At 64.5% G+C, this 15,513-nt stretch carries 13 protein-coding genes and 3 tRNA genes; 14 read left to right on the top strand and 2 right to left on the bottom strand.

Annotated elements, in window-relative coordinates:
• Window positions 1-87: 87 nt before the first annotated feature.
• The 5 genes from GX414_03175 to GX414_03155 all read left to right on the top strand — a co-directional run bounded on the left by GX414_03175 (window position 88) and on the right by GX414_03155 (window position 3,448).
• Window positions 88-162 (top strand) — tRNA-Gly (locus GX414_03175).
• A gap of 60 nt (window positions 163-222) precedes the next feature.
• Window positions 223-298 (top strand) — tRNA-Cys (locus tag GX414_03170).
• A 177-nt stretch (window positions 299-475) separates the two neighbouring features.
• A tRNA-Leu gene (locus tag GX414_03165) sits at window positions 476-563 on the top strand.
• A gap of 605 nt (window positions 564-1,168) precedes the next feature.
• Window positions 1,169-2,386 carry an oxidoreductase gene (locus GX414_03160; protein NLI46086.1) on the top strand — a complete coding sequence of 406 codons (1,218 nt, stop codon included), beginning with the start codon at window positions 1,169-1,171 and terminating at the stop codon, window positions 2,384-2,386.
• 171 nt (window positions 2,387-2,557) lie between these two features.
• Window positions 2,558-3,448 (top strand): hypothetical protein, encoded by an 891-nt coding sequence (locus GX414_03155; protein NLI46085.1) that lies wholly within the window; start codon window positions 2,558-2,560, stop codon window positions 3,446-3,448.
• A gap of 166 nt (window positions 3,449-3,614) precedes the next feature.
• On the opposite strand, the gene GX414_03150 is transcribed toward GX414_03155, so the two are convergent.
• Window positions 3,615-5,429, bottom strand: coding sequence for a hypothetical protein (locus GX414_03150; protein ID NLI46084.1), 1,815 nt, complete (start codon window positions 5,427-5,429; stop codon window positions 3,615-3,617).
• Window positions 5,430-5,931: 502 nt separating this feature from the next.
• Window positions 5,932-7,221, bottom strand: a complete 1,290-nt coding sequence (locus GX414_03145) for an FHA domain-containing protein (protein NLI46083.1) — start codon at window positions 7,219-7,221, stop codon at window positions 5,932-5,934.
• Window positions 7,222-7,387: 166 nt separating this feature from the next.
• On the opposite strand from GX414_03145, the gene GX414_03140 reads away from it, so the two are divergent.
• From GX414_03140 to GX414_03100, 9 genes are all read left to right on the top strand, one after another.
• Window positions 7,388-8,233 (top strand): acetyl-CoA carboxylase carboxyltransferase subunit beta, encoded by an 846-nt coding sequence (locus GX414_03140; GenBank protein ID NLI46082.1) that lies wholly within the window; start codon window positions 7,388-7,390, stop codon window positions 8,231-8,233.
• Entirely contained in the window at window positions 8,233-9,492 is a 1,260-nt protein-coding gene (locus GX414_03135) for a bifunctional folylpolyglutamate synthase/dihydrofolate synthase (protein NLI46081.1), read from the top strand. Before GX414_03140 ends, GX414_03135 begins: the two co-directional genes overlap by 1 nt.
• Entirely contained in the window at window positions 9,489-10,877 is a 1,389-nt protein-coding gene (locus GX414_03130; GenBank protein NLI46080.1) for an exodeoxyribonuclease VII large subunit, read from the top strand. Before GX414_03135 ends, GX414_03130 begins: the two co-directional genes overlap by 4 nt.
• Window positions 10,878-10,900: 23 nt before the next feature.
• Window positions 10,901-11,182, top strand: coding sequence for an exodeoxyribonuclease VII small subunit (xseB, locus tag GX414_03125; protein ID NLI46079.1), 282 nt, complete (start codon window positions 10,901-10,903; stop codon window positions 11,180-11,182).
• 17 nt (window positions 11,183-11,199) lie between these two features.
• Complete coding sequence (locus GX414_03120; protein ID NLI46078.1) at window positions 11,200-12,105, top strand: polyprenyl synthetase family protein; 906 nt, start codon at window positions 11,200-11,202, stop codon at window positions 12,103-12,105.
• 74 nt (window positions 12,106-12,179) lie between these two features.
• Complete coding sequence (locus tag GX414_03115; protein ID NLI46077.1) at window positions 12,180-12,770, top strand: superoxide dismutase; 591 nt, start codon at window positions 12,180-12,182, stop codon at window positions 12,768-12,770.
• Window positions 12,771-12,986: 216 nt separating this feature from the next.
• On the top strand, window positions 12,987-13,928 hold the full coding sequence (locus GX414_03110; protein ID NLI46076.1) for a bifunctional 5,10-methylenetetrahydrofolate dehydrogenase/5,10-methenyltetrahydrofolate cyclohydrolase: 942 nt from the start codon (window positions 12,987-12,989) through the stop codon (window positions 13,926-13,928).
• A complete protein-coding gene (locus GX414_03105) occupies window positions 13,925-14,902 on the top strand; it encodes a YncE family protein (protein ID NLI46075.1) in 978 nt (325 codons plus the stop codon). The genes GX414_03110 and GX414_03105 overlap by 4 nt, the downstream gene beginning before the upstream one ends.
• Window positions 14,899-15,381, top strand: a complete 483-nt coding sequence (locus tag GX414_03100; GenBank protein ID NLI46074.1) for a dCMP deaminase family protein — start codon at window positions 14,899-14,901, stop codon at window positions 15,379-15,381. Before GX414_03105 ends, GX414_03100 begins: the two co-directional genes overlap by 4 nt.
• The last annotated feature ends 132 nt before the right edge of the window (window positions 15,382-15,513 follow it).

The raw sequence follows: 15,513 nt of genomic DNA, 5'->3' as shown, positions 1-15,513 counted from the left end.
ATCGCGGCCCCGCCGCCGCGCGGCGGATTGGGGCAGATTTGGTGTTGACAGCCCCGGCCGGCTTTGTTAGAATCCCCGCCTTGGTGAGCGGGAATAACTCAGTGGTAGAGTGCAACCTTGCCAAGGTTGAAGTCGCGGGTTCGAATCCCGTTTCCCGCTCCAGATTTTTTCAAAGACCCCAGAGCCCGGCATGGGCTCTTTTTTGTCTCCCCGGTTCTTTGAGGCGGCGTACCCAAGAGGCTAAGGGAGAGGTCTGCAAAACCTCCATTCAGCGGTTCGAGTCCGCTCGCCGCCTCCATTTTTTTCTCTCTTTTCTCACCACAGAGTTCACAGCGAACACAAAGAATTTTTAGTGTCCAGGCCATCGTTTCTTTATAATGGTCTTGCCAACGACAAGATGACTTGCGGGGCTGGTGATGGCCTGCAACTCATTGTTTGTCTTTATGTTCTCTGTGCCTGTGGTGAAAGATCGATCGCCGATGTGGTGGAATGGCAGACACAAGGGACTTAAAATCCCTGGCCCTGTGAGGGGCGTGCCGGTTCAAGTCCGGCCATCGGCACCAATATTCATGGGTATCACCGCCTGGCGATGATGTCCGTTGTTTTTGAGCCGGACGATGATCAGCGCAGAGCCGGTGCCCAAGGCTGGGTCTGCGCGGAAGCGGACGGTATGTCCAAGCGGAGAGCCAGGGCGCCGGTGCCCGCTGCCAGCAGGTCCTGATCCTCTAGCAAGTACGGCTCCTCCGACCGCTTCGGGCCGCGCGCCAGGAGGATTTTTGTTCCGCCGGCGTCCAACCGGACGGGGGACAACTATTCCACCCTGGACCTGCTGCAGCCAGGACGTTTCAGGCGTTGGCGGCTGCTTCCGGAGCCAGTTGGTTCCCGATGCCGTGATGGCCACCGCTTTCCTAGCACCCGGATCAGCGTCATCAATTTTCCTGCAGCCGGGTGCGACGTCCGCTGAAGGGTCAGGGCACTGCTGTTCGCAGGGGTCTGAGATGGAGAAACGGGAGGTCCGCATGCCGACGCCACGACATAGAAGGGGGATGTTCCCGAGTCGCGCATCAGCAGGGCGGCGTACTCCGGGTGCAGCGCCGCGTTGCTTTTCGCCGGCGGCAACCGTACAATACCAGCGTTCAGATCCAGCCGACATCTGCAGGAGGTGGCCATGGGCGATGAGTCCAACAGCATGGAACGGCGGACGCTCCTGAAGGCGGGTCTGGCCGGCTTGGCCGGTATCGCGCTGGGTGCGGCCTGCGGACGCGCCCCGGAACCGGTTGCCCAATCGCCGGAACCGGCTTCGGCTCCGCCGGCCAAAGGGCCGGTGATGACCCGAACGCTCGGAAAAACCGGGCTGTCCGTTTCCATTGTGGGCATGGGCGTGATGAACGCCGACAACCCCCGCCTGGTCGAAGCGGCGCTGAACGCGGGCATCAACCACGTGGACACCGCCCACGGCTATCAGAATGGGCGCAACGAGGAGATGGTGGGGCAGGCGGTGAAGGCCTTCAAACGAGACGCGGTCGTGGTGGCTACCAAGGTCCCGCCGCCGGGAGAAGGCAACGCCGCCCGGCGCAAGGTGCGCTACCTCGAAATGCTCGATATCAGCCTGCGCCGGCTGGCCACGGACTACGTGGACATCCTGTATCTGCACAACGTGTCCAGCCGGGCGGGGGTGCTTGACGAGACCATGCTTGAGGTAACCGCCGGGATCAAGAAATCGGGCAAGGCCCGCTTCATCGGCGTCTCCACCCACTCCAATGAGCCGGAAGTCCTACGCGCCGCCATGGATAGCGGTTTCTACGATGTGGTGCTCACCGCCTACAACTTTCGCCAGGACCACCGGGAAGAGGTGCGTAAAGCCATTGTCGAAGCGGCCGGTGCGGGCCTGGGGATCGTGGCCATGAAGACCCAGGCCGGCGTCTACTGGGACCGCGAACGCCTCCTGCCCATCAACATGACGGCGGCACTCAAGTGGGTTCTGCAGGAACCGAGCGTGCACACGTCGATTCCCGGCTTCACCACCTTCGACCAGCTTGAGACTGACCTGAAGGTGATGGCCGGCCTGGAACTGACGCCCGCCGAACGGCTGGACCTCAACGAGCAACCGGGTGTGGCCGGACTGTATTGCCAGCAGTGCGGCCGGTGCCGACCGCAGTGCCCGGCGGCACTGCCCATCCCCGATCTGATGCGGAGCTACATGTACGCGTATGGTTATCGAAATCCCGGTCTGGCCCACGACGTGCTGGCGCAACTGGACCTGCCCGGCGACCCGTGCGCGGACTGTGCGACGTGCGACGTCCGCTGCGTCAAGGGTTTTCCGGTACGGGAAAGGGTCCGGGACATCGCCCGACTGCGCGGCGCGCCGCGTGAACTGCTGGGATGAGCGGCGGGATCCGAAAACTTTTCCCGTGAGCCGGCATCATAACGGTACATCTCGGGCCGCGCCGACCGGGCACGCGCCGAGCCGGCGAAACGGACCGGCAGCGCTCCGGCCGACGGTCCGTATCCGCGGCGCACAATCCACGCATGCCGCTGGCATGAGCGAGAGGTGAACATGCTTTGGTTCCGATGGTCATTCGCATTGCTTGTCACCCTGATTCCCTTCGTAATCCTGGCCGAATCTGCATCGGCGGCGGGTCCGGAGCAGTGGCTGGCCGCTCCAGCCGGCTGGCAGCCCAGCGGCAAGGTGGAGCTGTACGCGCCGGAATCGCTCTATAAATATATCAACGGCGCGGCGGAATCCTATCTGAGTTGCAACTTCCGCATGCTGGCGGTGCAGAACTATTCGCGGAAAGGCGGCGCCACCGCCACCGTGGAGATTTACCAGCATGCGTCACCCGCCGACGCCTTCGGTATCTACAGCCAGGAACGTCCCCCCAGCGGTTTCTTCATGGCGATCGGCGCCGAAGGGTACGGCGATATCATCACCCTGAATTTTTTCAAGGGAGACTGCTACGTCAAGATCACCGTGGATGGCGCGGGGAAGGAGGGGCCGGTGGTGCTGGACATGTTCGGCAAGGCCGTCGCCGAGAGGATTCCGGGGCCGGCCCGGTTTCCGGAACTGGTCCGCCGGTTGCCTGAGGCCGGGCGAAAGGCGCACACGGAAAAGTACATCGCCCAGAATTTTTTTGGATATCAGTATCTCCGTGGCGCCTACATCGCAGAGTACTTGCTGAAAGGCCAGAATCTGCAAGGATTCGTCATGGATTGCGGCGACGCGGAATCCGCCCATGCCGTGGTGGCCCGTTTTGCGTTCGGGGGAAACGCGCCGGCCGGAGCTCTCGATGCCGGTGGCAAGGCGTTTCGTGACAAGTACAACGGGGACATCCAACTGGGCTGGCGGGGCCGCTTTGTTTGGGGGAGCACGGGCGGCGACGCCACGCAACGACAGGCGCTGGCGGCGTCCATCGCCAAGAGCTTAAAAGCGGGGCAATTGATTCAATGAGCATACCTCGACCGGAACGCGCATCCTGATATGGAGCCACGCGGTCGCTCGGCCGCCTTCGGACGCGGGTGATCAAGTCCGGTCGCAGGACGAGAATCCGACTGCTAAAAACAACGGGCTGCCCTGATGGGCAGCCCGTTGCACTCAGTTGATGTGACGGTTCGTTCTAGTGGGCGGCTTCCGGGGTGGTGTCCCACCAGAGTCCGCCGGGACCGAAGTACTCCACCAGGTGGTTGGCCAGCGCGATCTCGGTGGGCGTGCCGAACTTGTTGTTGGTCCAGTCGGCGATGACCTCCACATCCTGCCAGATGCGCACCAGCCCGCGGTGGCAGGCGGAGGAGCAGGAGTTCACATTGCCCGTCGCCGATGAGTAGAAGCCGGTGGCGGTGCGATAGGTGATGGTGTCCTCCGGACGGGCCGGCATGAAGGAATGCCCCTGGTTGGGCGCCATGTGGCAGGTGATGCAGTTGGACAGGCCCATGATGCGGTCCGCGCCGTAGGGGTGATGTGTGTGCTCTTCAATGGCGGCGCGGATCGTCGTGAAGTTGGCGTCCCAGTCCTTGACCATCTGCTCGGTGATGGTGGGGAAGGAGTAGGGCGCGTTGTGGCACGACAGACAGAAGCTGTCGTTTTCCACGAGCGACGGGATGTCGTTCACGCCGCTGTGGTTCATGGTGTCGCGCACCTGGGCCGGGTTGGCGGTTTCACGGTGGGCATTGTGGCAGTCGCTGCAGGCGATGCCATGGCTGCCCTGGTAGTGGCCGCTGCTCAAGTACGAATCGATGCGGGCGTAGGCATAGTTCCAGCCGTCCGGCCACTTGGCTGCGGTGGACACCTGGTAGGTGTCCAGCGGGATCACCGGGATCTGCATCCGGTAACCGGTGTTGGCGGTTTCATCATACGTGAAGCCCCATTTTTTCGACGGGGCGGACGCAATCCGGACGTGGCACTGGAGACACACGGCCGACCGCTCCTTGTTGTTCCGGATATTGCTGGGGTTGACAATCCGCTCTGGATTGCCGCGGCTGAGAATGTGCATGGAGCCGGGGCCGTGGCACGATTCGCAACCGATGTTGATCAGGTCCTTGATGCCGTCCCCATCCAGATCGGGATAATTCGGGCTAAACTCCTGGTAGAGCGAGGCCGGGTAGGGATTGACGATGTACTCGCCGCTTTCGGCAACCCACGCCTGGCGGACGCCGGTCATGTGGCAGCCCACGCAGTTCTTCAGGTAGTTCTGACCCTGGAGTCCGGTGGCCGGATTGCCCAGGTCGATTGCGGTCACACCGGGCGCGTACTTGGGCGTGTTGCCGGTGTACCAGGCCGTGGTGCTGGCGCTATAAGTCGTTCCGCTCCATGCCAGAGGTCCGAAGTAAATGGCTTGGCTCCAGCCGCCGGTGTGCTTGTCGCCGTCGGAAACCGGCACGCGGCACATGAAGCGCTGACCGTTGCCCACGCTGTGGCCGCCCAGTGTGGCGACCACCCAGAGTTTCAGCCCGCCGGGTCCGAGTTGGATGTAGTACCTGTCCGCGGCTGCGTCGTAGGACAGGATCGGCGCATTGGGTTGAACGGCGTCCAGGGCGGTACCGGTGATGGCATTGAAGTCCAGGCCCTGCATGAAGTCGTCCTGCCCGTTCTTGTCGTAATCGGCCATGATCCCCTGGCCCGGTTGCAGGCTGTACATCCCCATCGGCTCGCGAATGAAAAATGCGTGCAGGGTGTGGTGCCACTCATCCATCTCGGGCGAGAAGGCGCCGTGGCATGACAGGCAGTACTCCGAGCCAACGTAGCTCGGTTCGGAGAACGCCGCCTCGATGCCGTTCGTGGCAATCAGGTGATTGCGAAGCCGGACAACGATGTCACCCGGGCCCGCATGGGCCGCGGCCAGCTGGAGGCCGCCGGGATTGGCTTCCTTGGCCAATGCCGAGGAACCCGGCAATAAACAGGCGACCACGAGGAGCGTCAGAAGGAATCTTCTCATAAGACCTCCTTTACAATAATCAAAAAACTCAACGCACATGCTCTGGTGTTGCCGCGAGGGGGTGCTGGCTTCGGTGCCGGATGATGTGGAGCGAGAGCGGCAAAAACAATATGTATGAGCCTTACAATCAAACATAACAATCTAAACCTGTGACTATAGAATTATCAATAGTTGTCTTATTCTGTCAACTCATATTTATGGGTCCATCAATTTTTCTGTTGTGATGCAAATCACTTTGTTCAGTGCGCTGTTTGGATTCAAAACGGACTTTGCACACCAGGGAAAATTGGACACCCGATGCCACCTCTTTCACTCATACCGGCTGATCGACCATGCGGCAGGACCGGGCATCGCCCGCCGGGTTGTCTCAGATCAGGGCAGTCGGCCTTGAGAATGCAAGGTCTGGTGAGGTTGAATGCCGGGAGATGGCGGGGGTGGCAAAACCGACGCCATCTCATCGGTGCGGACGACGCCGCGTGTTGTCTGGCGGTGCGGGTTCTCGCTAACTTTGTTTGAAGCGGAAGATCTTGAAGCCGAGCTTGATCTTGTCGCCGTCAGCCAGAACACTGGTTTCCACTTTCCGGTTGTTGACGTACACGCCGTTGGTGCTCTGGAGATCCCGGATGAAGAACTGATTCCCTTCCATGTAAATTTCGCAGTGATGCCCCGAGATCGCTTTCTCGCCCGGCAGCGGGATGTGGTTGTCCTTGTTGCGGCCGATCTTGGTCAGGGGAATCTGCAGGGTGAACACTTCCTGACGTCCATCGGCGGTGTACGAGATGATCTGGGGAGCCGAAACGACTACCGTGGCCTCGGCTGCCGCCTCGAGGGGCAGCGGTGCGATCACCGGCGGAGGCACCTCTGCCATGAGCCGGTTGCAGGAAGGGCAGGTGGGCATCCCCTCGGGCACCGGCGCCTTGCAATTGGGGCAGAACTGGTTGTAGATCTTTATACCGCCCTGAATCGGATATCCGCACACCAGGCAGAACTTGCTGCTCGGATCTTCGATGGGAGAATGACAGGCGGGACAGTTGCCCGCTTCGGCGACCGCCGCCGGTGCTTCGGGCGCTTTGACCGGTTCGGGAACGGGCGGAGCCACCGGCATGGCGGGGGGAGGCATCACGGGAACAGGGGGGGCTGCGGGCATCGGCGGAGGCGGCTGGAAGGCCGGCTCGGGCACCGGCGGCGCCGCGATCGGCACCGCAGTCGGCGCTGCGGGTGTGGGCGGCGGCGGGGCAGGGGCTGCCTCGAAAGCGGGCTGGGGGGCGGGCGCCGCGGCGATCGGGACCTCCGCCGCCTTCTGCTTGCGCAGGACCACCGTGCCGCCGATCATGTCGTGCAGACCGCGCCGCTGGGGGTTGAACAAGATGATCAGATAGCCGATGCTGGCGGTCAAACCGCAGACCATCCGACCGATGATCTCACGCATCAGAATGTTGCCCACGCCCGCTTTCTCGAAATCCTTGCCGACGATCTTGGCGCCGAGCATCTTCTTGCCGATCGTCTGCCCGGACGTGAGCAGCAACACCAGCTGCAGGATCCCGAGCAGGCCTAAGACTGCGGACATGGCCGCCAGCGGGATCATCGGCTGTTCTGATCCGAGCGCGAAAGTCAGGCCGAAATAGAGGCCGGTTGCCGGGACGGCGATGATCAGCACATCGAAGAAAAAGGCGAAGAAGCGTCGGAACACGCCGGCGTAGGCGGGTAGGGGATTACCGGCCATGGAACCGAGGCAATGCGGACACTGGGAATAGCCTGCCGGGAAATCCTTCAGGCAGAAGGGACAGATCATACCGTCCTCCCGAACATGAACATTGGCTATATTTAACCAGAGTTGAATAAAAAATCAAATCTTTTCATGGATATGGCGGCGTCCCCGACGTCCAAGGCACTTGACTCGCCCTCAGGCAGCCGATAAGATGACACTCGTTTCAACGCTCGGTTTGGAGTGACGCAACGTGCCGGAGCGAAGCGGCGCCTCGAAATTCCGCAAGGCAGACTCGGAAGCGCAACGGGTCCTCACCGAAGGCCAGTTTCAAAAATGCCCCGGCTGCGGGGTCACCCATTTCATCCGGGATCTGGAAGAGAACCGGATGGTTTGTCCCAAGTGCGGCCACCATCTGAAAGTGTATTCCCTGCAGCGTTTACAACAGCTCTTCGACGACGGCACTTTCGAGGAAATGGATCCCGACCTGCGCTCGCCGGATCCGCTCCGGTTCGTCGATCAGAAGCCGTACGCGGAACGTCTCCGGGACACGTACAGCAAGACGGGGATTTGGGATGCCGTCCGCTGCGCCACGGGCCGGATGGGCGGAATGGACGTGGTCGTCGCGGCTCTCGACTACCGGTTCATCGGCGGCAGCATGGGCTCGGTGGTGGGCGAGAAAATCGCTCGGGCCATTGATCAGGCGCTGGATCGACGGCTACCGCTGATTCTGGTGGCGGCTTCGGGCGGCGCCCGGATGATGGAAGGGATTCTGTCGCTCATGCAGATGGCCAAGATCAGCGCCGCGCTCGCCCGCCTGGACGATGCGGGCCTGCCGTATCTGAGCATCCTAACCGATCCCACCACGGGCGGCGTCACCGCGTCGTTCGCCATGCTGGGCGATCTGAATATCGCCGAACCCGGGGCGCTCATCGGTTTCGCCGGCCCCCGGGTCATCGAGCAGACCATCCGCCAGAAGCTGCCCGCCGGTTTCCAGCGGTCGGAGTTCCTCCTCCAGCACGGCATGCTGGACCGGATTGTGGACCGCCGGCAGCTGCGCGACTTCCTCATCAAGGTCCTGCGTTTCCTGACATCCTGATGGCCGAGACCGTTTGGCACAGCTACGCTGATTTCACCGAGTTCCTCGCCCGCCTCGGTGGCGAAGTGACGGAGATGCGCTACGACCTGGCCGTGGCGGAGCAGGTGATCCAGCTCCTATTCCCGGAACGGTTCGCGCCGGCGGTGGTGATCGCAGGCACCAACGGCAAGGGAAGCGTCGCCTGGTGGCTCGCCCAGGTGTTCCAAGCGGCGGGTTACCGGACGGCGCTCTACACCTCGCCCCATCTGTTGCATCTCACCGAGCGGATTCGACTGGACGGGACGCCGGCGGACCCGGCCGCAGTCTACCGCCACGCCTGCGTTGTCCGCGAGGTGGTCCACAGGCTGGGCGGCGCGCTGCCCCGGCGGCCCACGTACTTTGAGTGGTTGACCTTCGTGGCGGCCAGCCTGTTCCGCGAAGCCCGGGCCGATGTCCATGTCCTTGAGGTGGGCCTGGGAGGCCGGTTCGACGCGGTCAATGTCGCCGCACCGATGCTGTCGGTCATCACGTCGGTGGGCCTGGATCATTGCCAGTTTCTCGGCGATTCCATCACGGCCATCGCCCGCGAGAAGATGGGCGTGCTGCGGCGTTCGGCCCCGGCCGTGCTGGGCCCGCAGGACGGCTGGGCCGACGAGGTGATGGACGACCTGGTCGCCGGGTGCGGAGCGCTGGTGCCGGCCCGCCCCGTCTACGAGGCGGAGTTCGCCGGGGAATGCGATTGGAGGCTGGGCCTGGACGGGGCCTATCAGCGGTATAACGCCGCCACGGTCGTGACCTGCTGCCGGGTGTTGCGTGCGTTCGGCTGGCGACTGGACGAAGCGGTCATCCGCCGGGGGCTCGCCTGCGGCGGGTGGCCCGGCCGGATGGAGCGCCTGGTCGAGGCACCATCCGTCGTGGTGGACGGTGCGCACAATGTGGCGGCGGTCCGGGAGCTGGTCCGGGAGATCGACCGGTTCGATCCGCGGCCGGTGGTGGTGTTCGGCGCCATGCGCGACAAGGATCTGCACGGCATGCTGGCGCTGCTCCGCCCGGCGGCGGCGGCCCTGGTGCTGACCCGACCGCCGACCCCCCGGGCCGCCGGCGCCGACGACTACGCCGCGTGGCTCGACGATCCGGGCGTGCGCTTCCGGGAGGAACCCGGCAAGGCCCTGCGGGAGGCGCAGGAGCTGGCAGGTCCCGACGGCCATGTGGTCGTGGCCGGTTCGCTGTACCTGGTGGCGGAAATCAAGCAGCGGGTGGCGGAGGAGGGGGCGAGATGAGCGAGCAGGGGCTGGACGACCGGGGCATTCTCACCGTCAGCGAGCTGACCGCCATCATTCGCGCCGCGCTGGAGGACACCTTCCCCGCGGTCTGGGTGCGGGGCGAAATTTCCAATTTCGCGATTCCGTCGTCAGGCCATTACTATTTCTCCTTGAAGGATGCCGCCGCCCAGCTGCGGGCGGTCTGCTTCCGCGGCTCGCACCGCCGGGTGCCGTTCACGCCGCGCAACGGCATGGAGGTGATCGCCCGCGGCCGCATCTCCATGTACGAACCGCGCGGTGACCTCCAGATCATCGTTGAGGAGATGGTGGACTTCGGCCTGGGCAACCTCATGCGTGCCTTCGAGCAGCTCAAGGAGAAGCTGGCCGCCGAGGGGCTGTTCGACGAGGCGCGCAAGCGCCGGTTGCCGTTGTTCCCGGCGCGGGTGGGCGTGGTGACGTCGGCCACCGGCGCGGCGGTGCGCGACATCCTGCACATTCTCCGGCGGCGGAACAGCGCCGTGCATGTTCTGTTGTACCCGGTCAAGGTGCAGGGGGAAGGGGCGGCCGATGAGATCGCCGAGGCGCTGCGTTGGTTCGATGCGCATCCTGAAACGGCGGATGTGCTCATCGTGGGACGGGGTGGCGGCAGCCTCGAGGATCTTTGGCCGTTCAACACGGAACCGGTGGCGCGGGCCATCGCTGCGTGCCGGGTGCCGGTGATCTCGGCCGTGGGGCATGAGGTGGATTTCACCATCGCCGATTTCGTCGCCGACCTGCGGGCGCCCACGCCGTCGGCGGCCGCCGAGCTGGTGGCCGCCGCCGCCGAACACCTGCGGGACCGCGTGGCCGCCGCCCGGCATGCTATGGCCGTGACGCTGCGACAAGCCGTCGCCGAGCGGCGCCACCGCCTGCGCGTTCTGCTCCTGAGCCGCGGCGTCACAGCGCTGCCGCACCTGGTGGGCACGCGCATCCAGCGGGTGGATGAGCTGGCGGTGCAACTTCGGTTACGGATCCGGGAGCGGCTGGGCGGCGCCGAGCGGCGCCTGGCCGACGCGCGGCGCCGGCTGGAGACTCGAAGCCCCGTCCAGCGGCTGCGCGAAACCGCCCACCGGACCGTCTTGGCGGGCCGCGGCCTCGCGGCGCGCATGCAGGCCATCCTGGTGGCCCATCGCGGCCGGCTGGACCTGGCGTGGCGGCGCCTGGAGGCGGTGGGGCCCCGCTCGGTGCTGGCGCGGGGGTACGCCCTGTGCCTCGACGCCGGCGGACGTCCCGTGCGGACGTGGCAGCAGGCCCCGCCCGGCAGTCGCGTGAACGTGCTGCTGGGCGCCGGCCGGCTGGGGTGTGCCGTCGAAACGTCGCGGCCGGACGCAACGGATCCCGATGACGGCGGCACGCAAGATTGAAACGACGCGGAGGTGGATTGCCCATGGCGCAGAAGCAGTTCAAGGATTTCGAGTCGGCACTGACCGCCTTGGAGGGTAAGGTCAAGGCGCTCGAGGAGGGGAATCTGCCCTTGGAGGAGGCACTCAAGGTATTCGAGGAGGGCATGGCCCTGGCCGAGACCTGCTCGGCGAAACTTCAGGAAGCGGAACAGAAGGTCGAGGTTCTGCTCAAGGGCGCCGACGGCAAGATGCGGCGGGAGCCTTTCGGCGGCGAGGACGCGGACACCGGTGCGGACAAGCGTCAGGACGACGACGTGCCGTTCTGACACCGAGGACTGCCCATATGGCCACCCTCTTCCAGAACCGATGGGACGCCACCCGGCGCGAGGTGGACGCCTGGCTGGACCGCCTCCTGCCTCCGGCCGGGCAGTCGCCGGCCGTCATCCATGAGGCGATGCGCTACAGCGTGTTCGCCGGCGGCAAGCGACTTCGCGCCGTGCTCGTTGCCGCCACGGCCGAGGCGCTGGGCTGCCGACACCCGGAGCGGCACGTTCCGGGCTGCGCCGTGGAGCTCATCCATACCTACTCGCTCATCCATGACGATCTGCCGGCCATGGATGACGACGATTTCCGCCGCGGCAAGCCCACCAGCCATAAAAGGTTCGGCGAGGCCACAGCCATCCTGGCCGGCGACGCTCTGCTGACCTACGCCTTCTGGCTGCTCGCGCGCCACCCGCAGGGGGGGGAATTCGCCGCCCTGCGCGCCCGCCTGGTCGAGGAGATGGCGCTGGCGGCCGGTACTCCCGACGGGATGGTCGCCGGGCAGGTTCTGGACGTCGCCTCCAGCGCGGGCGCACCCGATGCGGAACGACTTCGTGAGATCCACCGGCTGAAGACCGGCGCCATGATCCGCGGTGCGGTGCGCTGCGGGGCGCTCCTTGGTGACGCCGGCGGGGACATTCTGGACGGGCTCACCGAGTACGGCGAGGCGCTGGGCCTGGCGTTCCAGATCACGGACGACCTGCTGGACGTCACGGCCACCCGCGAGGAACTGGGCAAGACGCCCGGCAAGGACGCGGCCCAGTCCAAGCTCACGTTTCCGGCCGTTCACGGCCTGGAGCGAAGTCGGGCGATGGCCCGCGAAACCGTGGACCGCGCCTTGGCGGTGCTGGCGGAAATCGGCCCAGGCCTCGCCGACCCCGGCTTCCTGCGGGATCTGGCGGTGTTTGTCCTGGAGCGGACGCACTGAGCCGCTGGACGTGCTTTACGTCCACCCCGGGAGTGTGATTAGATGTCCGTATCATCTGTCGCGAGGAGGTAATCATGGCCGTCGTCCTTCCCGAGCTGCCTTACCCGAAGAACGCCCTGGCGGATTTCATCAGCGAGCGAACGCTGGAATTCCACCATGGCAAGCACCATGCCGCCTATGTCGCCAACACCAACAAGCTGATCGCGGGGACCGACCTGGAGACTCTGGACCTGGAGGCGATCATCCGCAAGGTCGCCGGCGACAGCGGCAAGGCGGGGGTCTTCAACAACGCCGCCCAGGTGTGGAACCACACCTTCTACTGGAACTGCATGAAGCCGGGCGGCGGCGGCCGGCCCACCGGAGCCGTCGCGAAGAAAATCGACACGGACCTTGGCGGTTATGAGAAATTCGTCGAAGAGTTCAAAAACGCCGCCGCCACCCAGTTCGGCAGCGGCTGGGCCTGGCTGGTGCTGCGCGACGGCAAGCTGGCGGTGACCAAGACCGCCAACGCCGACACGCCGCTGGCGCACGGCTGCACCGCCTTGCTCACCGTGGACGTCTGGGAGCACGCCTATTACTTGGACTACCAGAACCGCCGGCCCGACTATGTGGCGGCGTTTATCGACCGGCTGATCAACTGGGACTTCGTGAACTCCAGACTCTAGGGCGGGCAGGTCCTGATTCTGCCCGGTCCGCGGAGCCGGCGGCTGACAAACACACGGATGACGGGACACCTCCCGGCCTGAAGGGCGAGGGGCACCGGTCGGGAGGAGCCTTCGCCGATCGTTCGCCAACCGAAACCTCCTCCGCCTTCAGGGCATCGTTGTCATCGGATAACGGCTCTGCTAAGATGGGCGGGACTGCCAGACACGAGGTCGATCATGCCGCCGGTCATCCTGGACGGACAGCGAATCGCCAACGAAATCATCGAACGCATCAAGTCGCAGGTGCGGGAGCTTCGCGACCGGCGGGGCGTGACCCCCGCTCTGGCCACGGTGCTTGTGGGCGACGACCCGGCTTCGCGGGTGTACGTGCGCAAGAAGGTCAAGACCTGCGAGGAGCTGGGCATGGAATCCCGGCACGTGCCGTTGCCCGCCGATAGCGGCGCCGACCGGATCCGGGCGGCCATCCGCGAACTCAACGAGGACGACACCGTCCATGGCATCCTCCTGCAGTTGCCCCTGCCGCCGGCTTTGGCCGGCGAGGCCGACGCGCTCACCGAGATGATTCTACCGGCCAAGGACGTGGACGGCTTCCACCCGGAGAACATGGGCCGCCTGCTCCTGGGTCGCCCCCGCCTCGTGCCATGTACGCCCGCCGGCATCATGGTGCTGCTGGACCAGTCGGGCGTGGACCTGGCGGGCCGGACCGCGGTGGTGGTGGGGCGGAGCAACATTGTGGGCAAGCCCATGGGCATTCTGCTTCTGCAGCGCCATGCCACGGTGATCTTCTGCCATTCCAGGACCCGCGATCTGGAGGTGGTTTGCCGCCAGGCGGACGTGCTGATCGCCGCAGTGGGCAAACCCGGCATGATCACCGGCCGCCACGTGGCCGAGGGCGCCGTGGTGGTGGACGTCGGCATCAACGCGGTGGCCGACGCAGCCGAGCTGCGGCGGATCGTCGGCGACAGCCCCGAGCATTGGCGGTCCTTCGAGAAGAAGGGTACGGCCCTGGTGGGTGACGTGGAATGGACCTCGGCGGCCCCGCGGGCCGCGGCCATCACGCCGGTGCCGGGCGGGGTGGGCCCGCTGACCATCGCCCTGCTGATGGACAACACGCTCCGGGCGTGTCGAAACCAACTGGAGAGGACATCACCCGAATGAAACGCGCGATCATTTGGGCCGCATGCCTGTTCATGGCCGCCGCCGTGACGGCCACAGAAATCAAGGTGGGTCAGGCGCCCAACTTCATCCGTCTCACCTCCGACGGCGAACACGCGGTGGTGACCAACTTCGGTTCCGACGAGATCTCTCTGATCAGCCTGAAATCCATGCGGCAGATCCGGAAGGTGCCCGGAGGCTACGGCCCACTGGGCATCGCCGTCGAACCGGCGGGGCGGCGGGTGTACGTCACGAACATGGAGTCGGGGCTGGTCAAGGCGTTCACGCTGCCGATTCTGGAGCTCGAGGACACGTTTAAGGTGGGGCATGTCCCCACCGACCTGTGTCTGACCCCGGATGGCTACCACCTCCTGATAGCCAACTACGGCAAGGGGAAGTGGGGACGCCTGGACATCTTCGACCTGCAGAAGCAGCGCGTGATCGAATCGGTCAAGGTGGGGTTGCGGCCGCAGGCGCTGGCGGTCAATCCGGCGGGGGACACGGTGTATGTGGCCAACAGCGCCGAGAGCACGGTGTCGGTGATCTCGCTGGATGTGAACAAGGTGATCGACACCCTGAAGGTGGGCGACGGACCCAACGGGCTGGCGATCAGCCGCAACGGCCGCAAGCTCTACATCACCCATTCGCGATCCAACGATCTGTGGGTGTGGGATCTGCGCCGCGGACAGGTGCTCCACAAGGTGCCCATGCCCGAGGGTCCCTTCCGCTTCAGCCTGTCGCCCGACGAGAAATGGGTGGCGGTGGCCTGCTACCGCGCCGGCGAGGTGGCGGTGCTCGATGCCGACATCGCCGGCGAACCGTCCGTCCGGCGGATTCCCGTCCGCAAGAGTCCCGTCGATGCGGTGTTCACCGCCGATGCCAGCCGGATTCTCGTCACCTGCGAAGGGGACGAGAAGGTACTGGTGGTGCCTGCGCCGGCCGCCGCCCCAAAGCCCTCTGGAGGCGGCCAACCGTGATTGAGCGCAAACGGCTCACCCGGGACGAGTATTTCATGGCGTTGGCCAAGATCGCCGGGGCGCGGTCCATCTGCGTGCGCCATCAGATCGGTACCGTGATCGTCCGCGACGGGCACATCATCTCCACCGGATACAACGGACCGCCCAAGGGCTTCACCCACCAGTTCTGCCGCCCCTGCATCAAGGATACCGAGCGCATCGACAGCAACCAGGGGCACTCCCTCTGCCCGGCCACCCATTCCGAGGCCAACGCCATCGTGCAAGCCGCCTACCAGGGCATCTCCACGAAAGGGGCGGCCATGTACACCACCCTCTTTCCGTGCGACCTTTGCCAACGCCTCATCATCAACGCCGGCATAACAGAAGTCGTCTATCTATACCCATATCCCGCCATGCGAAACATGCTGGCTGACGTGGGCATCCAGGTGCGTCAGACTGACCCACCCGAGATCGACAACTTCGATGAGCTCGGGCGCTGATCGCGTCGGCATCGACGAATCCTGCGTGTTTTTATTTATTTATATACGATATTTATAAGTATTATCTTTGTAAGATGCCTAGATTATACTTTCTTTTTAGCGTAAATATAATGATAATCATCGTATTTGAAC

It is taken from the genome of Acidobacteriota bacterium, from assembly GCA_012517875.1.
Classification (GTDB): Bacteria; Acidobacteriota; JAAYUB01; order JAAYUB01; family JAAYUB01; genus JAAYUB01.
This window is presented reverse-complemented; position numbering and strand designations above follow the sequence as displayed.